Below are 25,358 nucleotides of genomic sequence, written 5' to 3'. Positions count from 1 at the left end.
AACGGACAGAGGTGACGATGCCGTTCGACGGACGCTTGCTTTCAGGCGTATCGGTCCTGGCCGCAGTCGTCGAAGGCGGTAGCTTCGCCCGCGCAGCAGACGCGCTCGGTATCACAACATCGGGCGTCAGCCGTGCCGTATCGCGCCTTGAAGCGCGCATTGGCGCTCGCCTCCTGGACCGCACGACGCGATCTGTCTCCCTCACTGACGAGGGGCGTCGGTTCTACGAGCAGGTGAAACCGAGCCTCGCCAACATCGAGGACGCAGCCACTAGCGCATCGGGTTCTGCAAACGTCGTGCGCGGCCGCCTGCGCGTGAACATCGATCCCGTCGTTTCGCAGCTCATCTTGCCGGGACGGCTCGGTAAATTCCTCGACTTGTATCCAGAATTGTCGCTCGATTGTGTGACACGCGAACAGATCGGCGATCTCGTTGCCGACGGGATCGATGTTGCGGTTCGCTTCGGAGATCTTCCCGATTCATCTCTAATTGTACGCAAGCTCGTGGACCTTGAGGTGATTACGGTTGCAGCTCCGAGCTATCTGAAACGCCGCGGCCGTCCTCGAACGCCAAGCGATCTTGCTGCTGGCCATGCCTGTATCGACTACCGCGATCCGATCACGCGGCAGCCCTTCGACTGGGAATTTCACAAAGGGCGCAAGATTCAAACCGTGAAAACGAAAAGCCGCTTATTGCTAGGCGATGCATCAACAATGTTGACCGAATGCCTCGCAGGAACCGGCATCGCACAGGTCTTTGCCGTCGTCGCCAAAGATCACATTAAAAGCGGTAAGCTGATCGAACTTTTCCCTGATTGGGCCGATGAGCGCTTTCCGCTAAATGCCTACTACCCCTCTCGCCACCATCCGGCGGCGAAGGTGCGCGCTTTCGTAGACTTTATCGTAAAGGCCGTTCGCTGACGAGACGGCGCTCGTCGTGAAAAGAGCCTTCCGAATGCAACGCCAGTTTAATCGCCGATCGTTTGTCTTCGACGACCCGAACTAATGCCGAAATCTCCGGAGGTGAAGAATGGCACGAATTGCGGCGGACTTTCTGACCGAGACATTGCAGCAGGCCGGCATCAAGCGCGTCTACGGCGTGGTCGGAGATTCCCTCAACGGCTTCACGGATTCTCTCCGCCGCCACGGCACCATCGAATGGGTGCACATGCGCCACGAAGAAGCGGCAGCATTTGCGGCGGGTGCCGAAGCCCAGCTGACGGGTGAGCTCACCGCTTGCTGCGGCAGCTGCGGACCAGGCAACCTGCATCTCATCAACGGCCTCTACGATTGTCATCGCAGCCGCGTACCCGTGCTGGCCATCGCCGCACACCTACCCAGTAGCGAGCTTGGCATCGATTATTTCCAAGCTACGCATCCCGAGATCCTCTTCAGGGAATGCAGCCATTTTGTCGAACTCGTCTCGAACCCGAACCAACTGCCGCAAATTCTCGAACGCGCTATGCGCGTCGCCGTCGCCAAAAAAGGCGTTGCGGTTGTGGTGCTGCCCGGCGACATCGCCCTCATGCCGCTCGCGACACCGGCACCAAAGTGGACCTCACCGAAGCCGCCCGTTGTGCTTCCCAACCCGTCGGATATCGAAAGCCTGGCGAAGCTCCTCAACGGCTCTTCGAAAATCACGCTGCTCTGCGGCGCTGGTTGCGCCGGCGCGCACGACGAAGTTATCCAACTGGCCGAGCGCCTCCAAGCCCCGATCGTGCACGCCCTGCGCGGCAAGGAATACATTGAATACGATAATCCCTACGATGTCGGAATGACCGGCTTCCTCGGCTTCACGTCGGGGTATTTCGCGATGGAAAGCTGCGACACGCTCCTGATGCTCGGCACGGACTTTCCCTACCGCCAGTTCCTCCCTCACCACGCTCGTGTTGCCCAGATCGACATTCGCCCGGAAGCACTCGGCAATCGTACGCCGATCGAAATCGGCATTTTGGGCGACCTCAAGGAAACGATCAAAACGCTGCTCCCGAAGCTCGACGTCCACGACAACCGCCAGCATCTCGATGATGCGCTCGAAAGCTACAAGACGGCCCGTCGCGATCTCGACGCCCTCGCCGACGAAAACGAGAAGAGCACGATTATCCACCCGCAATTCGTGACACGCGTCGTGAGCGAAGTCGCGGCCGACGACGCGATTTTTACCTGCGATGTCGGCACGCCGACCGCTTGGGCCGCACGCTACCTCAAGATGAATGGCAAGCGCCGTCTGTTGGGCTCGTTCAATCATGGCTCGATGGCCAACGCCATGCTGCAAGCCATCGGGGCGCAATCGGCATTCCCGAAGCGCCAGGTTGTATCGCTGTCCGGCGACGGCGGCTACACGATGATGATGGGTGACTTCATCACTCTGATCCAGAGTAAATTGCCGGTAAAAGTCATCGTGCTGAATAACGGCACGCTTGGCTTCGTCGAGATCGAGATGAAAGCCGCGGGCTTTCCCGATACCGGCTGCGATTTGCAGAACCCTGACTTCGCCGCAACCGCACGCGCGATGGGCGTCAAAGGCATCCGCGTCGAGCGCCCGCAGGATTTACGCAGTGCGATAACCGAGGCCTTCAATCATGACGGCCCCGCACTCGTCGATGTCGTCAGCGCTCGTCAGGAAATGATCATGCCGCCAAAGGCGACGCTCGCCGAAGCGACGCACTTCAGCATGTTCATGCTCAAAGCTGTTCTGGACGGCCGCGCCAAGCAGTTGATCGACCTTGCGAAGGTCAACATCACCCGCTAGCCGCTGCCGCCCCAAAACACAGGAAGCGCGTCACGATCAGTATTTCTGACGCGCTTCCTGCCCAAACGACGACAATGGCGCCGATCCCTCGGGCAATGTGATTTCGCCGCGCGCCCGGCGCTCCTTCAGATACGTGAAGCTCTGCATCGTCTGCGCGAAGAGATGCTCGCCCGCCTTGAGCGACTGCTTCTGTGGCACGTCGCCCGCAACATAACGCGGCAGCGGCGCGACGACCGTGTCGTAGTCGGCAGCAAAGAACAGCGGGAACGAATAGCGCTCTGCCGGCACCTTGCGCACGCGGTGCGACGTGGCTGCAAATTCGCCGTTCGTCCAGATCTCCATCATGTCGCCGATGTTCACGACGTAGGCACCCGGAACCGGCGGCGCATCGATCCACTCGCCCTTGCCGTTCATCACCTCAAGGCCGGGACACGTCGCCCGCAGCAGCGTGAAACATTCGTAATCCGTGTGCGCACCGATACCCGGACGATCTTCGGCGCTCGAGTCGAAGGGATAATGGATCAAGCGCAACTGGCTCGGCGGCTTGGTCACGTATTGATCAAAGAACGTCGGCTCCTCGCCGATCGCCATCGCGAACCCGCGCAGCAGCACTCGGCCGAGCGCGAAAACGGCACTGTAGTAATCGTCGACGGCCTTCGCAAAACCCGGCAGTTCGGGCCATTGATTTGGCCCGAGTAGCGGATTTCCGGCGACGTAGTCCGGATCGTCAGAGGGCAAATCGATCGAGAGGTCGTAGGCCTCTTTCTTGTCCTTCGAACCTGAGGCGAAGACTTCTTCGCCTTCAGGAACGTAACCGCGATGATTGCGCGAATTGCCGATATAGACCTTCATCTTCTCTGCGTAAGGCAGCGCGAAGAAGCGCTTGGTCGCATCGAGAACGCTCTCGAAGAGGGCCTCATCTACGCCACCACCGGTGACGTAGACGAAGCCGACGTTGCGGGCCGCATTGCCAAGCTCTTCCGCAACCATCATCTGCTCAGCGGGCGTGCCCGTACGAAGCTTGGTGACATCGACGATCGGAATACTCGAGAAGTTACCTGCCGTGCTCATCTCTTTCCTCTTAAAGCTAGCGACCACGCCAATTATTTTCAGAGCTTCTTGTCAGCCAAAAGCTGCATGTATGTATCGTCGAGCCGCAGCTTGACATTCGATGCATCGCCGAGCGTCTTGCCGGGAAGCGCGATGCCGATCGCGTCCTTCGACTTGGCGCCGGTTCCCATCAGCTGCTGATCGAAACAGAACGTGCGGACAAGGTCCATGGCCTTGACCATATCGGGTGACCGGACCGACGCCGCACCAGCTGCGGGATCGTAATAGAACGCCGTCGTCTCGATCTGCGAATTGAGGCTGTCGACCGTCGTTCCCGAAAGATCAGCCATGAACTTGCGGGCTTCCTTGCTCTTCTCGTCGTTCGCCTTGATGACGGCGAGCGTCTCGAACCACGCCCCCGTCAGCGCCTTCCCGAGTTCGGGATGCTCTTTCAGCGTTTGGGTGTTGACGAGCAGCGCATCGACCAGTTCACCTGGCATCTCTGAAGATTGATAGACGACGCTGACATTCGGCAATTTCTTCAGCTGTATGAAGGCAGGGTTCCATGCGACGACCGCATCCACATCATCGGTCTGGAATGCCGCTACGAAATCGGCATCGGAAATGTTCTGCAGCTTGGCGTCCTTGAGATCCATGCCGTGCGTTTCGAACGCCCGCGCCAGCATGTAGTGCGAAACCGAGTACTGAACGAGATTGATCCGCTTGCCCTTGAGATCGGCGAACGTCTTGTTCGCACCCTTCAACACGATGCCGTCATTGCCGTTCGAATAATCACCGAGGATCGGAATGGTCGTATCGACACCGCCGACCGCTGGGATGGTCAGCGCGTCCATCGTTGTCGCCGCGACGGCGTCGACCTTGCCGCCCGTGTATTGATTGATCGACTCGATATAGTCGTTAACCTGCACCAACTCGATGTTGATGCCGTATTTCTTCGCCCATTTCTGCAAGATCCTAGCGTGCTGTGCGTAGGGCCACGGCATATATCCCGTATAGATCGACCAAGCGACTTTGAATGTCGGCTCGGCAGCGCGTGCCGGGTTCATGGACGCCGCAAAAAGAACAGCGACCGTACAAAGAACGAGTCGAAGCATTGAACGCATGGCCATCAGGCACTCCCTGTCATCGAGCGGAAAATGGAAAGCGCTCCTTCGTCGTGTCCTTGCCCTGGAATATTTTGTTGTTGCGCGCCGACATCGAGGTCGGCAATCGTCCATCGCCGTGCAAACGGCTCACCTGCCGAAGACACGTCGTGAATGGTCAAGCCGCTTCCGTCGCCATAGCCTTCAGGTGCGAGATCGGTGCCGATACGGAACGGCAGACTTGATCGCCCGATCATCCACTTCCCGTCGCGCACGCGGCCGAGCGAAATTTCGCAATCGAGCATCGCCCTGGCAGCATCCGGCGATGACGTCTTGACAAGATCGGTCAGCGAACCACCGTGCGGCAGCACAACCGCGCGGTTTCGCACATACATGAAGATTTCGCCGACCCTGACGAGAAAACCGTCGATGCCGGTTTCATCGCGCATCCGAATGGCGAAGTGCGGATTGAGGTTCGGCGACGTGTGATGCCAATGCTCAATGTAAGGGGTGTCCCGGCCGCGCTCGATCAGAACGCCGTCTGCGAACGAAAGATAGCCAGCGTCTGCCGCGTCGCTCGGGCACTGAAAATCAATCGCACGACGCCATTCGAAGGCGTCGCCTGAAAGGACGAAAATCCCGGCAAATCCTTCCTGCCGTGTAAGCCACTCGAAATGCTGGGCGTCGAGATGATTAAGACAAGAGACGCCGTCAAACGATGGGCGATCGGCCGGCTGCCTGAGATCCGCAAACAACGTCGGTCCCTGGAGCCACGCGACGAACGTGGCGCGATCCTCCCGCCCGTCAGGCCACGCAATGAGCGAGCGCTCCCACAGACCAAGCGTATCTTTGATTTCGACCATCTGCGTATCTCCGATGACAAAAGACTGTCATCGAAGACCGAGCCTCAGAAGCCGTTGAGTGCAGATACGAGCCATAGATTTGATCTATGGCTCTATGCCTCGTCCGAACCATCCGGATCGGCGTCTTTTACGTGCATTTCGATCATGTCGAGAAGCGCCCGCGCGGGCGGGCTGAGGCTTTCGTCCCGGGTCACGAGATAGACCGGATAGGTCGGCAGAACGTCCGGGTGCAGCATCGGCCAAAGCTCGCCCGCCTCGACGGCCTCGGCCGCGACGACCGTCGGTAGAAAGCCGATGCCGATGCCGATCTGAATGAGCCGCTTGACTTCATGCAGCGTTTCGGCGGAACCGCCCGAGCGTTCACCTAAGCGATGGCGTTGGCGGAAGGCGGCAAGTTCGGCCGGCTCATCTTCTCCGGTCAGGACGAACGTCTCGTCGGCAACGCTCTCCGGCGAAACTGGCGCGGCACCGAAGGCTGGATGCGCCTTGCCGCAATAAAGCTGTTGCCATTCGCGCATCAATGGGCGATGGCGCAGCTCCATACCGGTCGCCGCATCGCAGGCAATGCCAATATCGGCGCTGCCATCCTTCACCGACAAAACCACGTCGCGCCACGGTGAAATGTCGAAACGGATTTCGACTTCCGGGTTGACCTGATGGAACGCCACCATCGCCCGATCGAATGCCGGAGCGACGAGATCCGAAATCACGCGCAACGTTACGACGCCTTGCAGTCGACCCGAAGACTGCGCGACGTCACCCGGCATACCGGAAATCAGAATTTCGATCTCTTCTGCGGATTTTAGAAGCGACCGCCCGGCGGGCGTCAGCGCGACACCGCGGGCAGAGCGCACAAAGAGCGGCGCACCGACATGATCTTCAAGCCGCTTCAGCCCGGCGCTGATCGTCGGTTGTTGCTTGTTCAGCGTCCGCGCTGCCGTGCTGATCCCCCCTGAACGCACGATATCGAGAAAGAGCCGCACGAGGTTCCAATCGAGATTGCGCGCGAATTGCTGCCCCTTTCTCGAAATGCGCGCCCCGCTTGCCATCGTCCGTCCTTGCTTACGCCGATGCTTCGTGCCGAAGCGCCAGGACCTTCGCGACATTCCCGCGATGGACGGCCTCATAAGGTTCGAAGAACGTGACGGCTCCGCTAGCAAGCGCTTCAGGAATAAAATCTGACAGTGCGACCGAAGCCAACCGCTCGTCGTCGGGCGCCTGAAGAAGCCGCTCGACATACGTTTGCGTCGCCCCGATCAGGCCCCGATCGTAGCCCTCGCCCATGATCCGCTCCTTCGCGCCATGGTTCGGCAGAATGCGCGAGAAATCCCAGGCCGACATACGCTCCAGATCAGTCAGATGCTGAGCGAGACGATCCGGCTCGACGACATACGTCACCGTGTCTTCCAGCGTATCGCCCACCAGCAAAGTCTTATCGCCGGGCAGGAACATCGCCACTCCGTCGCTGCTATGGATGTCGAGCGCACGTAATTCGATGCCAACGTTGCCGCACGTCAGATCCAAGCCGCCGTAGAAAATCGTTGTCGGCATCACCAGCGGCGCGATCGCCGGCAATCCATCGTGCGTTCCAGCCTCAATAGTTGCCCTATGTTCGGACAACAGACGCGCGGTCTTTGCACACGCTATGATCTCACAATCCTCGAAGACGGCGTTTCCGGCGACATGATCCAGATGCCAGTGGCTCAGCACGATGCGAATGTCCCGAACTCCACGCGCTTCCAGAATGTTGCGAATGTCCCGCGCATGCGCGATCGACAGATGCGTATCGTAAACGACCGCACTCGCCCCATCGACGACGGCATAGCTGCAAATGCCGAGCGCAAACCCGCCGTCATCGAGCCAATTCGGCGCGTCCGAATAATACCTCACGCCCGAAATGCGCCCGTCGTAAAATCCGAGCAAATGTTCGCCGAGATCCAAGACCGAGAGTTTCGTCAATTGTTCCATTGGTACCGCTCGTCCTGCGCCGCTGGAGACTGAAGGGCTGTCCCGACCGTATCTTTCCGCGGGAAAGTGTAGCATCTGGCCGCCGGGCGGCCCGATGCCATCGCGGCGACATAATCACGCTCGCTTTCCCTATGCCAGGGTAGGGCGTGCAAGAGAGGGATGGGCCGTGGTAACGTCCGCGCCGCCAGCGCACTTTCTCTCTTGTGCGATGACAAGGGCGAACGGCGGGAACGGACGCAGCGCAGCCGGAATCGGCGCGGCCCGCGTCTTTCGAGACCGGAGGGTAATATGCCGAACTTTGGAATTCCGCGCCGTGCCGCGGCTAACGATTTGAGGGCGGACACCCCTCCCCCGCTCAACTGGAAACGCGGCCTGTTTCGCGTTTGGATCCTGGTTTCGGCAGGCTGGATTATGGGCTGGACGATCTACCTACTGCTTGAGGGCGTACAAGGCAGCCTCACCACGCGCGGTGATTTCGTCGAAGTTCCGATTTTGCTCTTCGCGCCCCCGATTGCCCTCTGGCTATTCGGCCATGCCGCAGCTTGGGCCATCAAAGGCTTCGAGGCGGAAAGATAAACAGAGTGCCGGACGCCAGCGCGCGCTGCAGCGGGCTATGCTCTCGCGCGTTCGGAAGAGCCGCTCGTCTTCCAGAACCGGTGCGCCCGCTGTTCCTCTTCCCGCGCATTACCCAACGCGATGTGATCGTTGAGTGTCTTGGCGTCCTTGATGACGTCGTTCCAGGTCAGATTGGCCGCTTTCAGCATTTCCGAGGCTTTCGCTGCGGCTGACGCACGCTCGCCTTCATTGGGGGACGCCAGCATGCCACAAAGCTTCATGAAGCGCGGGACATCGAAAGTCACCTGACGCGGCTCGACTGTCTCAGTCGGTTCGCTACGTCGACGCCACTTGGCCATAATACCCTCTGAACTCGTACCCGACGTACTTCTACGCTTTGTTTTGAGATTGCGAAAGCAAACTCCTAGCCGCCCATTTTCACCTAAAATAGGCAATGTCCGATCGCCCGGCCAGCGATCTCGCAGCAATTGCACATTCGACCAAGAACGTGGTTCAGTTGCGGCGAGGTCATACTGGCGACCGCCGCAGCAGCTTATGCCGCAGGCGGTGTGTCCTCGGCAGCCTTGGTCGGAGCCCCCTTGCGAGACTGACGCCACTCTTCGAAGCGCTGGATGACAGCGAACATCGAGGGCACGAACAGCACCGCAAGCAGGGTCGACGCCAGCATGCCGCTGAAGACCGTGATGCCGATCGATTTTCGTGCCGACGCACCAGCGCCGGTCGCAAACACCAGTGGTGCCACACCGAGAATGAAGGCGAACGACGTCATCAGGATGGGACGGAACCGAGCGCGCGCCGCTTCGACGGCAGACACAGCGATGCTCTTGCCCTCTGCGCGCAACTCTCGCGCAACCTCGACGATCAGAATCGCATTTTTGGCCGACAATGCGATCAGCAGCACCAGACCGATCTGGACGTAGAGGTTGTTGTCGATGCCGAGGCCGAGCATGACCGACACCGGCCCGACCAGCGACAGCGGCACCGCAAACAGCACCGAGAGCGGTGAGTACCAGCTCTCATATTGTCCCGCGAGCACCAGATAGACGAGCAGCATGGCGAGCGCGAAGACGTAGTAGATCTGACCGCCGACGATCTTTTCCTGATAGGACAGCGCCGTCCACGAGTAGCCGACGCCCGGCGGCAGCGTTTTTTCCGCGACTTGTTCCATCAGCGACATCGCATCACCCGACGAAAAGCCCTTCGCTGGCACGCCCACGATCGTTGCCGAAGGATAGAGGTTGTAAAGGCTGATGAGCGACGGTCCGACGATCGGCGTAATATTCATCACCGTTCCGAGCGGGATCATGTCGCCGTTCTGATTGCGCACCTTGAGACGCAAAATCTCACTCGGCTCCATGCGGTAATCCGCATCCGCCTGCACGTAGATCTGGAAAATGCGTCCGAACTTGTTGAATTGATCGACGTAACTGGAACCCAGATAACTCGCCAGCGTCTGGAACACCTGGTCCGTCGTCAGCAGCAACGTCTGAATTTTTGCTCGGTCGATTGTGACCTTGTATTGCGGCGCCGTCGCACGGAATGTCGTCGACGCGCGTTGAATGCCCGACTGCGTATTAGCGGCATTCACCACGGCATCCACGGCGCTGCCAAGTTTCACGAGGTCAAAGCTGCTGTCGCGCAGCTCGATCTGCATCGTGAAGCCGCCGGCATTGCCGATACCTTGGATCGGCGGCGGCGGCAGCACCATCACGACGCCATCTTCGATGGCGGCCATCGCCCCGTTGAGCTTCTTATAAAGCGAGGCAAGATCCTCGTCTTTGCCGCGCTTGCTCCAATCCTTCAGCATGATGTACGCAACGCCCGCATTGGCGAGCGATGCGCTGTTATCGAGCGGCGAAATACCGGCGATGGTGATGACACGCTCAACGCCCGGCACCGCGTCGGCAATTTGCTCGACCTGCTGCAACGAGTTTTGCGTACGCCCAAGCGACGCCCCCTCGGGAAGCTGCACCGATGCAATCAGATAGCCCTGGTCTTCGATGGGCAGAAAGCCGGTCGCGACCCGGGTCATGCCATAGACAGCCCCCGAAATAATCAGCAAGGCGATGATGAACATCGCAATGCTGTGGTGAACCATCCAATCGATGACCTTCGTATACCAGTTCTCGAACCGCTGGTAGACGGCGTTGAAACCGCGGAAAAAGAAATTGCGTTCTTCAGGCGGTACCGGTCGCCGCAGCCACAGCGCGCATTGCGTCGGCTTCAGCGTGGCGGCGTTGATGGCGCTGATCATCGCCGTCGCCGCAATGACTAGCGCGAACTGCGCGTACATCTGCCCAGTCAGCCCCGGAAGAAATGATGCCGGCAGAAACACCGCCATCAGAACGAGCGTGATGCCGATGATCGGCCCCATTAACGCATTCATGGCCGCGATGGCCGCGTCGTGGCCAGACATGCCCTTTTCGATGTTATGCGCCGCGCCTTCCACGACCACGATGGCGTCGTCCACGACGATGCCGATGGCGAGCACGATCGCGAACAACGTCGAAAGATTGATCGAAAATCCCATCGCAGCCATCGCCGCAAACGCGCCGATGATCGTCACTGGCACAGTCGTCGCTGGAACAAGCGTTGCCCGCCAATCCTGCAAGAAGACGAGAATAACGATGAGGACCAGCACGGCCGCTTCGATCAGCGTGCGGTAGACCTCATCGATCGCCTGCTGCACGAACAGCGTCGTATCGAACGGGATCTGGTAGATCATGTCCTGGGGAAATTCCTTCGCCAGGACTTTCATCTTGTCCGACACTTCTTTCGCAACGTTGAGCGCGTTGGCGCCCGGCGTCAGAAAGATCGCTAGACCCGCCGCCTGCTTGCCGTCGAGATTGAAATACTGCGCATAGGTCTGCGCCCCGAGGACGACATGTCCAACGTCCTTCACGCGCGTGAGATCACCATTGCTGCCCGTCTTGACGATAACATTCGCAAACTGCTCAGGATCGTCAAAGCGGCTTTGCACGTCGATCGTATATTGAAACGATGGTGATCCGGAAACCGGTGGCATGCCCACCTGCCCGGCCGTCACCTGCTCGCTCTGCTGCTGCAGCGCCTGGATCACATCCTGCGCGTCGAGCCCGCGTGCCTGCATCTTGTCCGGATCGAGCCACACGCGCATCGCGTATTGCCCAGCACCGAAAACATTGACGTTGCCGACGCCCGGCAGGCGCGAAATCTCGTCCTTCAACCGGATGGTCGCATAATTGCTGAGATAAAGACTGTCGTAGGTGCTGTTCGGCGACGTCAACGTCACGATCTGCAGGATCGACGTCGATTTCTTTTGCACGACGACGCCTTGCACCTGAACCGCTTGCGGCAGCGATGCCATCGCCGCCTGCACGCGGTTCTGCACAAGGATCTGCGCCGCGTTGAGATCAGTGCCGATCTGGAACGTGACGGTCAGGTTATACGTACCGTCGGATGCAGCATACGACTGCATGTAGATCATATCTTCGACGCCGTTCACCTGCTGCTCGATCGGCAGGGAAACGTTATCGACGACGGTCCGCGCACTCGCGCCGGGATATCGCGTCGTAACCGACACGGTCGGCGGCACCACGTTCGGGTACTGCGCGACGGGCAGTTCAAACACGCACACGGCACCGATCACGACCATCAGGATCGCAATGACGTTGGCGAGAACCGGCCGTTCGATGAAGAATTTTGAGATCATTGCGCGGTGTCCGCATCCGGCGCCGGGGCGCTGATCGTCTTCATGACGGGTTGGATCTTCTGGCCCGGCACGACCGTCATTAGCCCGGAGATCACCACGCGATCATCAGGAGCAAGCCCCGTCTCGATCACGCGCAGATCGCCCACCTGCTGTCCGAGCACGACCTTGCGCTGCTCGATGATATCATCCTTGTTGGCAACGAAGACGTAGCGACCGGCCTGATCGCTGCCGACGACCCGATCCGGCACCAGCAGCGCATCGTTGTCCTTGCCGCGCGGCACGCGCACCCTGACGAAATACCCTGGCAGCAGCGATTTATTCTCGTTCTGGAAAACGCCGCGTACCAGCAATGTGCCGGTATTTGCAGTGATGGTCGGCGCGGCGTAGTCGAGCGTGCCCTTGTGCGGATACCCCGTCTCGCTCTGCAGCCCGACTTCGATCGGAATTTTCTTCAGCTCCTCCGCGGTTATAGCGCGCGCCCGAATGTTATCGCGGATCGACTGCACATCCGATTCACTGACGTAGAAGTTGACGTAGATCGGCTGCAGCTGAACGATCGTTGCGAGTGTCGTCGGGCTTCCCGCGCCGACAAGTTGTCCGAGCGAAACCTCACGCGCCGTCACGATGCCGTCGAACGGTGCCTTGACCTCGGTATAGCTGAGGTTGAGCTGCGCTTGATCGATATTGACCTGCGATTGCTTTTGCGCCGCGACGGCAGCATCGTAGGTCGCGGTCGCCGCGTCGAGCGTCGCTTGGCTGGAGATGTTTTTGGCGGCAAGATCGACTTGACGCTCATAATCAGCTTTTGACTTCTTAGTTTGCGCCTCCGCGCTCGCCAACCCGGCCTGGGCCTGCTCCAGCGAAAGCTGATAAGGCTGCTGCTCGATGACGAACAGCGTCTTGCCCGCCTTGACGAAGTCGCCGTCGTTATAATCGATGCTCTGGATGAAACCCTGAACACGCGCGACGAGCGTGGTCGTATTGACCGCAGCCGTGTTGCCCGTCGCCATGAGATAGCGCGTCACGGTCTGTTTCAGCGGCGACGCCAGTTCGATTTTCGGCGGGGGTGGCGGGATAAAGGTATTCCTGTCCCCGCATCCCGAGAGGGCCAGCGTCGCGGCAACGGCAAGAATGGGGGCCACCCGAGAAAACTGCCGCGAATTCTGCCACGCGCAGCCAGTTCGCGCCGGGCTCGACATCCCTGCCGGCCACGTTTGAAAATTTTCACCCATTCGAGCGCTCACCCCGACGTATGCGAATGCGGAACATCTAAGAACCATTGAGAGCATAGTAGGTCATCTCTCAATAGCCGTATAGGCGAGGAACATTTCAAATCGTAACTCCGACGCCCGAAAGACGATCTGAAAGCTTCACGAAGGTTACTTTCGCCCGAGTCGATTGCCGACAACTTTTGTGACATTGCTCATGAGATACCCGCGCCGCTTCCCGGCGAATAGGCTGGCCTTGCTATCCGCTCCAGGTTGTATCTCAGCCTAAAGGAGTTCGTTTTCGCGATCCCATCCGAACGGGCTGCCGTACCCCCTACCGCGCATGTGCTCAAAAAAGTGCCTGAACGATGTAACTCCGGCGTCCGCGCGCGCGAATGTCTTTTAAACGACACGTCTATGAGCGCCGTCCGCTCTTTTGCAGCGCGGAAGTTCGGCTGCTCCCTCGGAGTAGACATCAATTGAGAACGGAACAACTTATCACAAGTCTTGTCGCCGACCTCCCGACCTCGCCCGGTTCGGTTGCGCGGATCATTACGGCGAGCCTTTTGCTTTCGATCATCTTTTCGCTGACGGTCATGGTCCTGTGGCTCGGACTCCGGCCAGAACTCGGCACGGCGATGCATTCCGCGCCGTTCTGGATCAAGGCTGGCTACACATTCATGATCGGTACGGCAGGCCTTTTCGCGCTGGAGCGTCTCGGACGGCCCGGCGCGAAAGCGACGTCGTCTTTTGCGTTGCTTTCCGCGATCTTCGCAATCGTCGCGCTGTCAGCGGGCATGGAATTTTTCATGTCTCCGCCAGACGAGCGAAGCCAGCTTTGGCTCGGGAGTTCCTCGTCGTTCTGTCCGTGGGCAATCGTTACGCTTTCGATCCCACTTCTGGTTGCAGCTTTCCTTGCGCTTCGCCAACTCGCCCCGACGCACTACGCCGTCGCCGGCGCGGCAGCTGGTTTCATGGCAGGCGGCTACGGTGCCTGCATTTATTCCCTGCATTGCACGGAATATGGCATCCCGTTTCTGGCCACGTGGTATTCGCTCGGCGTGTTGATCGTGGTCGGCGGCGGAATGCTCCTGTCGGGGCTTTTGCGCTGGTAGAATTGCGCCGATACGCAAAGCGGGCCGGCAATTTGCCGACCCGCTTTCAAAAACTCTCAGTCAACAGCAAACGCGTCCGTCAGTCATTGTACTCTGAGCAGTACGTCGAGGTGCGATTATCGTCGACGTGTTCGCGACAGAACTGACCCGGCGTCTCGTCACGGGCTAGCACTGGATGCGAGGTCAGGTGCATCCCTTCCTGACTCGCAACGTGTTTGGCGTGGACGCGCTGGCAATAGTTTGTTGCGATCCAGTTTCCGCCGACATTTTCGAAATCGCCCGAGCACGTGCCTTGCGCACTCGCGGCACTCGCCGCGGCACCGAGCGCAATGAGCGAAACAACGAGGGCGACAGGAAGTCTGATCATTGCCTTCACCTTTCTCTGGTCAGGGCCACATGGCCGCTTGCAAACCCGAGCCGGAAATCGGCCGTCGCTGATGACGCCCACCAACGCCGCCTTCTCTGTGCAATCGAGTTCGTCTTCGGTGAAAGCTAGATCGGAACCTCCGCACGCGTTATTCCGGCCGGTGCCATCGGGCGACCGCCCGCCGGACTTGCACATCCGTAAAAATACCGATGACTAACGCCGGAGAGAGCGCCGTCGCGAACTTGGAAAATCCCTTGTTTTCCGTGCATCCATGCGCGCACATCAGATGCCGGCCGGCTTTTTCGAACCGATGCGCAGGCGTTCAGGACAACTCAAAGCAGCCGGGCGGCAGAGTCCATCCGGCAACATACCGAGGGATACGATCTGGCGATAAGTCGTCCTGTCAAAGGCGTCGTCCCCCGACCGAGATAGCCACGACGAACCCAATGTAACGCCGGCACGTCGCAGTCCGTAGCTTCTGCACGCAGCGGAAGGTTATGCATCTCGGAGAACGCCTGTGCGCACATTGCAACGGATCCTGTTCGGGGCGGGACTTCTGATCCCCTTCCCTATGTCGCCTGCACCGGCTGCGGTCTCATCGCAGGCGTTTCGGGGTACCGGCATGCCCTACGATGCCTTCGACGAACTCCACGCCACGAAGTTGCATATTGGGGGAGCCACGCAAACGATCGCGTTTGCACCTGGCCCCCTCCGCCTAAGTCACGACCGAATTCTCAAATGGCTGAAGACTTCGGCGAAGGCCGTCACCACTTATTATGGGAAGTTTCCCGTACCCAGCGCGAAGATCTTGATCGTTCCCGTTGAAGGTGAAGGCGTCGAAGGTGGGCAGGCGTTCGGCTATCGCGGCCCTGCCATCCGGCTTCTCGTCGGTGACTTTACAACCGACGACGATCTGATTGCCGATTGGAAAGCCGTGCACGAGATGGTCCATCTCGCCTTACCCGACGTTTCGCAGGACCACCTCTGGCTCGCGGAAGGGCTGGCCGTTTATGTCGAGCCGATTGCCCGCGTCCAGGCCGGAGATCTTAAAGCAGATAAAATCTGGGCCGACATGGTTCGGGACATGCCGAAGGGATTGCCGCAGGAGGGAGACGAAGGCCTCGACCGCACCCACACCTGGGGGCGGACCTATTGGGGCGGCGCCATCTTCTGCCTGCTCGCCGACATCACGTATCGCGAGCGAAGCCACAACAAGGTCGGGTTGCAGCAGGCGATGCGTGGAGTCCTTGCCGCGGGCGGTACCCACGATCAGGACTGGCCCATCGAGCGCATCTTGAAAGTCGCCGACCAGACAGCCGGCTACCCGGTCATGGAAGAGCTTTACGCCAAGATGCGTGACAAACCTTATGCACCCGATCTTGCCAAGCTTTGGAACGATTTGGGCGTAACGCCAGCAGGAAACACGGTGATGTTCTCGCAAACGGCTCCGCTTGCTCATATCCGCGAAGCCATTACAGCGCTGCCGCGCGGAAGCTTATGACACCTCCGCAGGATCCCTTGCGTTTTCCCCCCTGCTCATTACGTCATGCCAAGGAGGCAACGATGACAGAAACCAAAACGGAGGACCGTGTACAGCTTATTCCGGATAGCAAGCATCCAATAACGCTTGAGAAAAATCCGCGCCGCGTCGTCGTCAGGTTCGCGGGAAAGGTCGTCGCCGACACCACGAACGCGATCGTCCTAAAGGAGGCGAGCTACCCTGCCGTCCAATATATCCCTCGGACGGATGTCGATATGCAGTTTCTGCAAAGGTCCACCCACACATCGTATTGCCCGTACAAAGGCGACGCTTCGTATTTCAGTCTCTCCGCTCCCCGCGGTTCATCTGAAAATGCAGTGTGGAGCTATGAGGTGCCCTACGAGGCCGTTGGCGCTATCCAGGATCACGTCGCGTTCTATCCCGATCGCGTCGAGATCTCCGAGCAGGACGCCTAACGCAGCCGCTTCACAGCTACTACTGGAGAGCGGTTGGAGCGGGTGATGGGAATCGAACCCACGTATTCAGCTTGGAAGGCTGCTGCTCTACCATTGAGCTACACCCGCGGCAGTCGCGAAGAAGGCGCTTTGTAGCGAATTTTTTCCCAAGAGCAAACGCCTTTGCGACGGCGCGTGGCGAAGGTCGAATTTCCTGCGGCGCAAGGCCGTGCGATCCCTTCCGGGCAATTGTACCCTGCACGATTTAGGACGGAATTTCCGGGGCTCATCGCGGTGCAATGTTGATTGTGTCGCAGCCGAGGTGCACAAAAGCCGGAAAAACGGTCGCACCAAAGCAGCCAATAAACCTGGGGGAATAAACGCATGACAGTGGCCAGTTCCGCAGACCCGTACGCTCCGGGATTGCTCGATAGAGAAAGAATCATCGCCAAGGCGGGGTTCAACCGTTGGCTGGTGCCACCGGCCGCCCTTGCCATCCATCTCTGCATCGGCATGAGTTATGGCCTAAGCGTGTTCTGGCTCCCGCTGTCGCAAGCGCTCGGCATCACCAAGCCGTTGACATGTCCCGACATGACGCTGGCCCAGGCCCTTATCACGACGACTTGCGATTGGCGCGTCAGCGACCTGCTCGTCACCTTTACACTCGGCATCGTGTTTCTCGGATTATCCGCCGCGGTGTTCGGCGGCTGGCTGGAACGCGCCGGGCCACGCAAGGCCGGACTCGTCGCAGCATTATGCTGGGGTGGCGGCTTCCTGATTTCGGCTCTGGCGGTGCACCTGCACCAGTTGTGGCTTCTCTGGCTCGGCCTGGGCGTGATCGGCGGCATCGGCCTCGGTCTCGGCTATATCTCGCCGGTGTCCACGCTGATCAAATGGTTCCCCGATCGCCGCGGCATGGCAACCGGCATGGCCATCATGGGCTTCGGCGGCGGCGCGATGATCGGCTCGCCGATTGCAATCCTGTTGATGAACCACTTCAAGACCGCTGAATCCGTCGGCGTCCAAGAGGCGATGGCCGTGATCGGCGTCATCTACCTCTTCGCAATGTTATGCGGTGCGTTCGGCTACCGCGTGCCGCCGGATGGCTGGAAGCCCGACGGCTGGACCCCGCCAAGCAGCCAAACCAAAGCCCTGATCACGCACGGCCATGTCCACCTCGATAATGCCCATAAGACCCCGCAGTTCTGGCTGATCTGGATCGTGCTCTGCATGAACGTCTCGGCAGGTATCGGTGTCCTGGCGATGGCCTCACCGATGCTGCAGGAAATCTTTGCCGGCAAGTTGATCGGTCTTAACGACGTCTCCTTCAAGGATTTGACGCCAGCTCAAGCCACGATCATCGCAGGAATTGCAGGCGGCTTCGTCAGCTTGCTATCTCTGTTCAACAGCGGCGGCCGTTTCCTGTGGGCGTCACTTTCCGACATCATCGGCCGGAAGACCACGTACTTCTGCTTCTTCGTCCTCGGCATGGCGCTCTATGCACTGGCGCCGACGCTCGCTCATGCCGGCTCGATCGCGTTGTTCGTCGCGGCGTTCTGCGTGATCCTGACGATGTATGGCGGCGGCTTCGCAACGGTGCCCGCATATCTCGCCGATATCTTCGGCACGCAATTCGTCGGCGCCATCCACGGACGGCTATTGACGGCGTGGTCGACGGCGGGCGTCCTAGGCCCGCTGGTGATCGGCTATCTCCGTGACGCACAGATCTCGGCAGGTGTACCGCGCGCCCTCGTCTACGATCGCACAATGTATATCCTTGCGGGCTTCCTGCTCGTCGGCTTCATCGCCAACGCGCTCATTCGCCCGGTCGCCGACAAATGGATGATGAGCGACGCCGAAGTGGCAAAGCTCCAGGCAGCGAAGTCGACGGCAAACGTCAGCACAGGTTCGCACGGCATCGGCTTCGGCGGTGTGAGCCCAGGCGCCATCGTAGCATGGATCGCGGTCGCGATTCCGTTCTTCTGGGGCGTCTGGAATACGCTCGGCAAAGCTACCGTGCTGTTCCGCTAGGAAAAAACAATTCTCCTGTCGGGGGCTCGCTTGCGGACCTCCGGCAGGCGCCGATCAAAGCATGCTCTGGCGCGATCCTTGAGGCTTGCCTCAGATGAGTTGCTGCACGATGTCCGCGTGCTCGTCGACCAGCTCGCGAGCGGTCTTCCAGACCTCATGCCCGCCGGTCATTTGCGCGCGCACGCTATTGATCCACGATTGCGGCACACCAGCAGCTTCGAAGTATTTCTCGAAGAAGCGATCGGTCTCGGAGCCGATCGCCGTTTCCGGCACGCTACTATCCCTTTTCTTGGAAAAGAAATCGCGAAACGCCACCTCGTGGAACATGAACTCCGCACTCGGCGCCGCGAGACGCAGCTGCCCTTGCAGATAGATCGGCACACACATCGACGCGCAGATGCCGCCGGTGTCTACAAGCGTGACAAGCGCATGCGTCTGTCGGATCCTGCCCAGCAGCCGCACGACGTCAGCGCCCTGATCGAGCGACCCGCCCGGCGATGAAAGCGACAAGATGATCTTATGCGCCTCGCCCTTATGGCGCTCGAATGCCTCCGCAATGCGTGACGCCATCGGAGCATCGATCTTTCCGCGCCAGCTTAGATAGAGCGTGTCGTCGCCTGGAACGACCCGGACATCAAGTTTGCCGACACCTGCGAAATAGATCTCGAAGTGATCCCGCGTCTTGAATGCAAGCACGACGAGAAGAAGGATCATCGCACCCCAGATCAGGCGATTGCGCCAGGGCGACGGCATCAGTGTAGCGCCACCGAGCGACCGTGCCGTCGCGCGAGAGAGGTTCGACGTTTTGAGAGATAGGCAAAATGCGCCATCGAGATTGCGTGGCCGGCCGGATCCGCGAAACGGTGTCGCCAACTCCGCCCAATGGCAGACGCAATCTCTAAGCAAGCCCGCGGCGAGTGGCTGGCTCGCGAAACGCGAGTCGCTCGCCACCAACTCATCAGTGCGTCCAGTTGGTCGTCCGCCCGAACTTGAAATTATCCGCGTACGATTTCTTGATTGGCTTGCGCGGCTTTGGTTCGCTGAGCGTGTAGGCGAGGCCCACGCGCGTCGCGTAGGCAATGGCCTCTTCCTTGGTATCGAACTCGAGCCGAACCTGAGCTTGCATGTCTCGCGAACTCACCCAGCCCATCAACGGATCTATGTCGCGCGCGCTGGCCGGCTCGAATTCGAGCACCCACTCCTTCGTCCGCGCCTCGCCGGACTGCATGGCGGTTTTCGCAGGTTTGAAGATCCGTGCCGTCATGGTGGCTCCGCAATGACGAGAAAGTTCGAACGAAGAACGATCGCAATTTAGATAGGGCGACATGGCTCGAATACGCGACCCTCTGCTCCCAAAGTACGCAGGAAATGAGAAAAATCAACGTGCATTCTGACTGCTAGCAGCCTCTCGCCGGAACAAGCGGCGCTGGAAATGCAGCCGGGCGCGGTTGGCGCGACTCAACATGCTCTTCGGCCTCTTGGGTGCCTCAGGGGCAACGATCGCGGGCCGCGTCTCCGGGATTTCCGGCAAGCGAACGTGCATGGCATAATGACCTGCACGCAGAATGTTTTCGAGGCCGACTAACTCGGGCGGTAGAAATGAAAGTGGACGCGGCCATTTCTGAGACTGCAGCCAGCAGAACGTAGCTGGCGCAAGACGAGTTAAGTATCCTTCCTCTTCATCACGAATGACCGTCGAAAAAGAAGGCAACTGTTTAGCGTCAATCGCTAGCTTCATCTCACTCCAGTGGAGCCTCGCATTGAATCGCCATAGTTCAGGGCTCCATCTGGATGTGTGTCTCCGGTGTGTGATGAGGGGCACATCAATATTCCCCAATGTCGCGCCACGGGCCGCCATCTGTGTCGGAAACCAGTAGTCCCACCAGGTCTCGCCGAGCTGGAAATGACCATCTACAATACCGCGGCTCAGCGCAGTATCAAAAAAGAAGGCATCAAACCCATAGCAATTGCCGATAGACGGAGGGTCGTCGCCGCCGACATCAATGCGCTCGGCGTAGAGCAGGCCGCCTTCCAATTCGTCTGCCAGAACCGCCGCTAAATTCGGATAGGGAAGAATAGCGCAATCGGAATTAATGATCCCCGCGCGTGGGCCAGATCGCTTACGAACGGCCTCGAGAATATCGCCGACAAGCGGCTTGCCCTCGCTGCTGCATGGCTCGATATCAAGATCAAATCCGTAGGCAAGTACCCGTTCAATCTCGGATGGCCCATTGACGGATACCGGCGAAAAGCCTGCGGCTATCCACGAAGCGATAATGCGGTGCTGTTCTTCAAGTTGATCCCCGACTAAATGCGGCGGGACGGACGTAAAAAGGTAGAATGGATGGTCATTCATTATTCAGAATCCGCGAACGGTAGTTTTTTGACCGCGATGCAGTTTTGAAATGCCGCTCTTTTTGGCCGCGTTCCCCATCGCTAACCAGCCATCGAGAGAGATCGTAACGTCACGCCATTTCGGGAGCGGGGGGTGATGGGAACCTTCGGGGCTTATGAGGCGTCCTGGTCGGAGGATCGACGCGACTTTCATAGCCTGCAAGACCGCAGATATACGCGAGCGCTAATGAACTGCTGATCTCGGCCTCAACGGTGGCTGGACACTCGCGTCGTGGCATGATCCCCCCTTGCAAGTATACAGCGCTCTTCATAGCCTAACGCTGGTTTAGGGAGAACCGCTGTTCTCGGCGGGCCTATCGATATCGGTCGATATCGTGGCTGCAGTTGTTTCCCGTCGGCGTCGAACTGGATCAGGGGAAAGGCACCACGCGGCCTGCGACGCTCGATGAGGCTTATGTGCCCTACACGAGGCTCTCGTGGCAGCCGGAGAGCGTCACCCGGCGGGGCTGTATCCCTCTTCTGTTTCGAATGGCACCAGCGCCCGGAGAACGTCCTTGCCGGCCACCTTGCCCAAAGCGATGCGACCGTACGTCAAGCGCACGGAAACCCGGCGCGTGATGTAGCTCGCAAGCGTCACGTTTGGGTCGAAAGTGGAAGCAGTGATGAACGTTCTGAGGCCGAAAGTCAGAATGGCGACGCTGCCGGAAAGTCCGAATGAAAACGCGCGTTCGGCTAACCTACAGAAAGTATTGGTCGGGGCGACATGATTCGAACACGCGACCCTCTGCTCCCAAAGCAGATGCTCTACCAGGCTGAGCTACGCCCCGACTTGCGCTCTCATCTGCCGCTTTCGCTCGTTAAGGTCAAGTCGCCGCTGGTCGGACACACCATCCCTAATAGCCGCGGGCGTCAGGAACCCGAAAAAATTGGATAACGCACCTTGTCGCCGGCCTTGATGCCAAGGCGCGCCGACGCGCCGCCCGGAATTTCGAGCACAGCTAGAACCGGCGCCCCCGATGAGATCACCCGGTCCGACAGCGCCTCGGCGCGCTCCTCGATGCGCGTAATGGTGCCATCGGCGCGAATGAAAAGCATGTCGAGCGGGATGTACGTGTTGTGCATCCACATCTGAAGACCACGCTCGACGGTGTAGGGGAAGAGCATTCCTTGGTTGTCGCTGAGCTCCGTGCGGAACATCAAGCCAAGAGCTTTTTCCTTCTCGGTGGTCGCGACCTCGATCGTAAACGCATGCTCGGCGCCCCCGGCGGAGACGATCCGCAACGTGTCCTGCCGCATTTTCGCATGCGCGGGCGGCACCAGATCGACGAACGCATTCATCCACGGCCACGCTGCCACGAACAGCGGCGGAAAAATAAAAAGGGCCACGCTGATCGCGGCCCCCTTCGTTGAACTCGGCACCATATTCGCCATTTTGCTCGTGTCAGTTACGAGACGGCAGCCCCGTCGGCACACCATCCGGCCTGAGTTCCGCGGCCATGCAGCCCTTCGATCCGTAACCCCAACGAACCTGAACGATCTGCCCTGGACGCAGCTCAGTGAAGCCGAAGCGGCGCAGCGTTTCCATGTGACAGAAGATATCGGGCGTGCCCTCGCCGCGTGTCAAGAAGCCGAAACCGCGAACGCGGTTGAACCATTTGACGTATGCCCGGCACCAATCGCTTTCCGGCTGCACGATGACATGCGTGCGCTGAGGAAGTTGCGACGGATGGATCGCCGAACTCTCATCCATGCTGAGAATGCGGAAAGCCTGCATGCCCTTCGGACGGCGCAACACTTCGCAATGAACGCGCGCACCTTCGTAGGCAGTCTGGAAACCTCCGGCCCGGAGGCAGGTCACGTGAAGAAGGATATCGGGCAGTCCATTGTCCGGCACAATAAAGCCGTAGCCTTTGGAAGCGTCGAACCACTTGATCATTCCGGCAACTTCAAAAACTTCAGCTGCCGCGTCGTCGAGCGCTTCTGGGCTGATACCGCCCACTTCCAAAAATTCAGAAAGCCCGGGACGTTTATTATCCCCCATACTTGCTTACCCCGCATATACTGTGCGTCAAACGATAACTCTTTCGCTGCGCCATGCCGCCGAACATCTCGCTTCTGGAAGAGCCCTCTTCAGAAACGAAACACCGAACATCACCGCGAAACGTGGGAAACCATAACACCGGCTCTGGCTGGAACTAGGGGCAATATTTTGGCGCATCCCCCTTGACCATCGGTTGTGATGCTTGAATCCACATCGTGTTTGCTCGCCTAAGAGCATGATAACACGTCTTTAAAAAGCATCCTGATTCTTCCCCAGCTTCGATCTCGCGCCGATGTCCGGTAAACTTTCCTCCACATGCGTGGATAGCGCCGTGCGCTCCGAATCACCGACAAGTGATTCGTTCATCGGCACTTGATTTTCCGCGTCTTCGATGGTGCTGATCCAAACGGCGGAAACGAAGATCTCCAATGCTCATCCACAGCAGGACGAAATCGCGCATCGCGAGCGAGCGGGCGCTGTAAGACGTTTCAGGACGCACTGTGGCAGAGGTGCAGCATTCGCGTGTGCGGAAGAATTTTTCTCGCGAGCAACACGACCACTAAGACGATCACACAGCAGGCAAAAGGTGAGTGATGCGCTACTTGCACACGATGGTTCGCGTGACCGATATCGCGGCTAGTCTCAAATTCTATTGCGATGCACTCGGGATGAAAGAGATTCGCCGGATGGAAAATGAGAAGGGTCGCTTCACCCTCATCTTTCTCGCGGCCCCGGAAGACGAAGAGCGCGCGCTGAATGAGAAAGCGCCTATGCTCGAACTTACTTACAACTGGGACCCTGAGCCATACGGCACGGGCCGCAACTTCGGGCACCTCGCATTTCTTGTCGATGACATTTACGCCACCTGCGCAAAACTCCAGGCCGCAGGCGTCACGATCAACCGCCCTCCGCGCGATGGTCACATGGCTTTCGTGCGTTCTCCTGACCTGATCTCAATCGAGCTTCTGCAGAAGGGCGCTTCGCTGCCGTCGCAGGAACCGTGGGCCTCGATGGCGAACACGGGAACATGGTGAGCAAAACCGTCGACGCGAAGGACGTCGCCATCATCGGCGCCGGACCCGCAGGCTTGTTTGCCGCCGAGGTCATCGCGAACGCCGGACATCGCGTCTCTATCTATGAAAGGATGCCATCGCCCGCGCGCAAGTTTCTGCTCGCCGGCCGCGGCGGCCTGAACCTGACTCATAGCGAGCCGCTCGAACGGTTCCTGACACGCTATGGCGAAAGCGCCGATGAAGTCCGGATGGCCGTCGAAACTTTTCCGCCTGAGCGGCTCATCGCCTGGGCGAACGATCTCGATGCTCAAACTTTCGTCGGCACGAGCGGTCGCGTCTTTCCGAAGGCGATGAAAGCCTCGCCACTGTTGCGCGCATGGTTACGGCGTCTCGACAGCCTCGGTGTTTCCATTAAACCCCGCCACCGCTGGGTCGGGTTCAACGATACCGGCGCGCTGGTATTTGAAACGACTAATGGCCAACTTACGATCACACCCGATGCGGCGCTCTTCGCGCTTGGCGGTGGCAGTTGGCCGAAGCTCGGCTCCGACGGCGCCTGGGTTGATCAGTTCCGAAACACCGGTGTTGCCATCACACCGCTCGAGCCGGCCAACTGCGGCGTCCGCGTATCGTGGTCTGAGGTTTTCAAATCGCGTTTCGAGGGACTGGCTTTAAAGCGCATTGCGCTCTCTATCGCCTCGACAACGGTCCGGGGTGAAGCCGTCGTAACGGCAAACGGCCTGGAAGGCGGAGCAATCTATGCTCTCGGCCCGCAAATCCGCGCCGCACTTGGCGACGGCAAAAGCGCGACACTTATAGTGGACCTCAAACCGGACCTCACGCAGCCGGCTCTCGCCGAACGTCTCGGCCGCCGCCGCTCCGGCGAAACGCTGACGAACTTTCTGCGCAAGGCAGCCCATCTCGATCCGGTCGCCGTCGCCCTCCTTCGCGAAGGGAATGCAGCGCTACCCGACAGCGCCGACGCCCTTGCCGCGCGCATCAAAGCTCTACCCCTACAGGTTGTAGGGGTGACCGACATCGACAGGGCTATCTCGACCGCTGGCGGCGTCACTTGGACCGCGTTGGACGAGAACCTCATGCTCAAAGACCGCCCCGGCCTGTTTGTCGCAGGCGAAATGCTTGATTGGGAAGCACCCACCGGCGGTTATTTGCTGCAGGGGACCTTCGCAACCGCCGCATCGGCAGCAAATGGCTTGCTCGGATGGCTCGCGCGACGACAATGATTTCCACACGCTGCCGCCGGCGCAGCGAACGCCATTCTCAAGCGCCG

General features: G+C 59.3%; 24 protein-coding genes and 2 tRNA genes. 9 read left to right on the top strand and 17 right to left on the bottom strand.

The genetic code is table 11. The annotated features are described in order from the left end of the window. Window positions 1-17: 17 nt before the first annotated feature. Window positions 18-920: a LysR family transcriptional regulator gene (locus tag ACLB1Z_RS09530; protein ID WP_409563084.1), complete on the top strand. Its 903-nt coding sequence runs from the start codon at window positions 18-20 to the stop codon at window positions 918-920. A 109-nt stretch (window positions 921-1,029) separates the two neighbouring features. Further along, window positions 1,030-2,751, top strand: coding sequence for a ubiquinone-dependent pyruvate dehydrogenase (poxB, locus tag ACLB1Z_RS09525; protein WP_409563083.1), 1,722 nt, complete (start codon window positions 1,030-1,032; stop codon window positions 2,749-2,751). A gap of 36 nt (window positions 2,752-2,787) precedes the next feature. Here poxB and ACLB1Z_RS09520 read toward each other — a convergent pair whose 3' ends face one another. The 5 genes from ACLB1Z_RS09520 to ACLB1Z_RS09500 all read right to left on the bottom strand — a co-directional run bounded on the left by ACLB1Z_RS09520 (window position 2,788) and on the right by ACLB1Z_RS09500 (window position 7,735). After that, window positions 2,788-3,822 carry an isopenicillin N synthase family dioxygenase gene (locus ACLB1Z_RS09520; RefSeq protein ID WP_409563082.1) on the bottom strand — a complete coding sequence of 345 codons (1,035 nt, stop codon included), beginning with the start codon at window positions 3,820-3,822 and terminating at the stop codon, window positions 2,788-2,790. 38 nt (window positions 3,823-3,860) lie between these two features. Continuing rightward, a complete protein-coding gene (locus tag ACLB1Z_RS09515; protein ID WP_409563081.1) occupies window positions 3,861-4,931 on the bottom strand; it encodes a putative urea ABC transporter substrate-binding protein in 1,071 nt (356 codons plus the stop codon). Then, a complete protein-coding gene (locus tag ACLB1Z_RS09510) occupies window positions 4,931-5,767 on the bottom strand; it encodes a hypothetical protein (protein ID WP_409563080.1) in 837 nt (278 codons plus the stop codon). Before ACLB1Z_RS09510 ends, ACLB1Z_RS09515 begins: the two co-directional genes overlap by 1 nt. A 92-nt stretch (window positions 5,768-5,859) precedes the next feature. Next, window positions 5,860-6,816 (bottom strand): LysR family transcriptional regulator, encoded by a 957-nt coding sequence (locus ACLB1Z_RS09505; protein WP_409563079.1) that lies wholly within the window; start codon window positions 6,814-6,816, stop codon window positions 5,860-5,862. 13 nt (window positions 6,817-6,829) lie between these two features. Then, window positions 6,830-7,735, bottom strand: coding sequence for an MBL fold metallo-hydrolase (locus ACLB1Z_RS09500; RefSeq protein WP_409563078.1), 906 nt, complete (start codon window positions 7,733-7,735; stop codon window positions 6,830-6,832). A 288-nt stretch (window positions 7,736-8,023) separates the two neighbouring features. Here ACLB1Z_RS09500 and ACLB1Z_RS09495 point away from each other — a divergent pair, with 288 nt between their 5' ends. Next, on the top strand, window positions 8,024-8,311 hold the full coding sequence (locus tag ACLB1Z_RS09495; RefSeq protein WP_013947296.1) for a hypothetical protein: 288 nt from the start codon (window positions 8,024-8,026) through the stop codon (window positions 8,309-8,311). Between the two features lie 35 nt (window positions 8,312-8,346). Here the strand turns inward: ACLB1Z_RS09495 and ACLB1Z_RS09490 are convergent, their stop codons facing one another. From ACLB1Z_RS09490 to ACLB1Z_RS09480, 3 genes are all read right to left on the bottom strand, one after another. Beyond that, the gene (locus ACLB1Z_RS09490; RefSeq protein ID WP_409563077.1) at window positions 8,347-8,649 is read right to left on the bottom strand and encodes a hypothetical protein; all 303 of its coding nucleotides are present in this window, start codon (window positions 8,647-8,649) and stop codon (window positions 8,347-8,349) included. 194 nt (window positions 8,650-8,843) lie between these two features. Next, entirely contained in the window at window positions 8,844-12,002 is a 3,159-nt protein-coding gene (locus ACLB1Z_RS09485; RefSeq protein WP_409563076.1) for an efflux RND transporter permease subunit, read from the bottom strand. Further along, window positions 11,999-13,201, bottom strand: a complete 1,203-nt coding sequence (locus tag ACLB1Z_RS09480; protein WP_409563248.1) for an efflux RND transporter periplasmic adaptor subunit — start codon at window positions 13,199-13,201, stop codon at window positions 11,999-12,001. Before ACLB1Z_RS09480 ends, ACLB1Z_RS09485 begins: the two co-directional genes overlap by 4 nt. Before the next feature lie 488 nt (window positions 13,202-13,689). Between ACLB1Z_RS09480 and ACLB1Z_RS09475 the strand changes: the two genes are divergently transcribed. After that, window positions 13,690-14,325, top strand: a complete 636-nt coding sequence (locus ACLB1Z_RS09475; RefSeq protein ID WP_409563075.1) for an NrsF family protein — start codon at window positions 13,690-13,692, stop codon at window positions 14,323-14,325. Between the two features lie 79 nt (window positions 14,326-14,404). Here ACLB1Z_RS09475 and ACLB1Z_RS09470 read toward each other — a convergent pair whose 3' ends face one another. After that, on the bottom strand, window positions 14,405-14,692 hold the full coding sequence (locus tag ACLB1Z_RS09470) for a hypothetical protein (RefSeq protein WP_409563074.1): 288 nt from the start codon (window positions 14,690-14,692) through the stop codon (window positions 14,405-14,407). 517 nt (window positions 14,693-15,209) lie between these two features. Here ACLB1Z_RS09470 and ACLB1Z_RS09465 point away from each other — a divergent pair. After that, window positions 15,210-16,193: a hypothetical protein gene (locus ACLB1Z_RS09465; protein WP_409563073.1), complete on the top strand. Its 984-nt coding sequence runs from the start codon at window positions 15,210-15,212 to the stop codon at window positions 16,191-16,193. A 62-nt stretch (window positions 16,194-16,255) separates the two neighbouring features. Next, window positions 16,256-16,648 carry a DUF427 domain-containing protein gene (locus ACLB1Z_RS09460; RefSeq protein ID WP_409563072.1) on the top strand — a complete coding sequence of 131 codons (393 nt, stop codon included), beginning with the start codon at window positions 16,256-16,258 and terminating at the stop codon, window positions 16,646-16,648. Window positions 16,649-16,682: 34 nt separating this feature from the next. On the opposite strand, the gene ACLB1Z_RS09455 is transcribed toward ACLB1Z_RS09460, so the two are convergent. Then, window positions 16,683-16,756 (bottom strand) — tRNA-Gly (locus ACLB1Z_RS09455). A 255-nt stretch (window positions 16,757-17,011) separates the two neighbouring features. Here ACLB1Z_RS09455 and ACLB1Z_RS09450 point away from each other — a divergent pair. Beyond that, window positions 17,012-18,658, top strand: a complete 1,647-nt coding sequence (locus ACLB1Z_RS09450) for an OFA family MFS transporter (protein WP_409563071.1) — start codon at window positions 17,012-17,014, stop codon at window positions 18,656-18,658. A 90-nt stretch (window positions 18,659-18,748) separates the two neighbouring features. Here ACLB1Z_RS09450 and ACLB1Z_RS09445 read toward each other — a convergent pair whose 3' ends face one another. The 7 genes from ACLB1Z_RS09445 to ACLB1Z_RS09415 form a co-directional block, all read right to left on the bottom strand. After that, a complete protein-coding gene (locus ACLB1Z_RS09445) occupies window positions 18,749-19,411 on the bottom strand; it encodes an ATP-dependent Clp protease proteolytic subunit (RefSeq protein WP_409563070.1) in 663 nt (220 codons plus the stop codon). A gap of 205 nt (window positions 19,412-19,616) precedes the next feature. After that, entirely contained in the window at window positions 19,617-19,922 is a 306-nt protein-coding gene (locus ACLB1Z_RS09440) for an ETC complex I subunit (RefSeq protein ID WP_013947286.1), read from the bottom strand. 114 nt (window positions 19,923-20,036) lie between these two features. Next, on the bottom strand, window positions 20,037-21,014 hold the full coding sequence (locus ACLB1Z_RS09435) for a hypothetical protein (protein WP_409563069.1): 978 nt from the start codon (window positions 21,012-21,014) through the stop codon (window positions 20,037-20,039). A 749-nt stretch (window positions 21,015-21,763) separates the two neighbouring features. Next, window positions 21,764-21,840, bottom strand: a tRNA-Pro gene (locus ACLB1Z_RS09430). Window positions 21,841-21,922: 82 nt separating this feature from the next. Continuing rightward, window positions 21,923-22,399 (bottom strand): DUF192 domain-containing protein, encoded by a 477-nt coding sequence (locus ACLB1Z_RS09425; protein WP_409563068.1) that lies wholly within the window; start codon window positions 22,397-22,399, stop codon window positions 21,923-21,925. 55 nt (window positions 22,400-22,454) lie between these two features. Then, the gene (locus ACLB1Z_RS09420) at window positions 22,455-23,054 is read right to left on the bottom strand and encodes a cold-shock protein (RefSeq protein ID WP_409563067.1); all 600 of its coding nucleotides are present in this window, start codon (window positions 23,052-23,054) and stop codon (window positions 22,455-22,457) included. A 249-nt stretch (window positions 23,055-23,303) separates the two neighbouring features. After that, window positions 23,304-23,483: a hypothetical protein gene (locus ACLB1Z_RS09415; RefSeq protein WP_409563066.1), complete on the bottom strand. Its 180-nt coding sequence runs from the start codon at window positions 23,481-23,483 to the stop codon at window positions 23,304-23,306. 164 nt (window positions 23,484-23,647) lie between these two features. Here ACLB1Z_RS09415 and gloA point away from each other — a divergent pair, with 164 nt between their 5' ends. Then, window positions 23,648-24,088, top strand: a complete 441-nt coding sequence (gene gloA, locus ACLB1Z_RS09410; RefSeq protein WP_409563065.1) for a lactoylglutathione lyase — start codon at window positions 23,648-23,650, stop codon at window positions 24,086-24,088. Further along, window positions 24,082-25,311 carry a TIGR03862 family flavoprotein gene (locus tag ACLB1Z_RS09405; protein ID WP_409563064.1) on the top strand — a complete coding sequence of 410 codons (1,230 nt, stop codon included), beginning with the start codon at window positions 24,082-24,084 and terminating at the stop codon, window positions 25,309-25,311. The genes gloA and ACLB1Z_RS09405 overlap by 7 nt, the downstream gene beginning before the upstream one ends. Window positions 25,312-25,358: the final 47 nt, after the last annotated feature.

This window comes from Hyphomicrobium sp. MC8b (assembly GCF_905067615.1).
Lineage (GTDB): Bacteria > Pseudomonadota > Alphaproteobacteria > Rhizobiales > Hyphomicrobiaceae > Hyphomicrobium_B.
The sequence above is the reverse complement of the archived record's forward strand: the minus strand, read 5'-3'. Positions and strand labels throughout refer to the sequence as shown.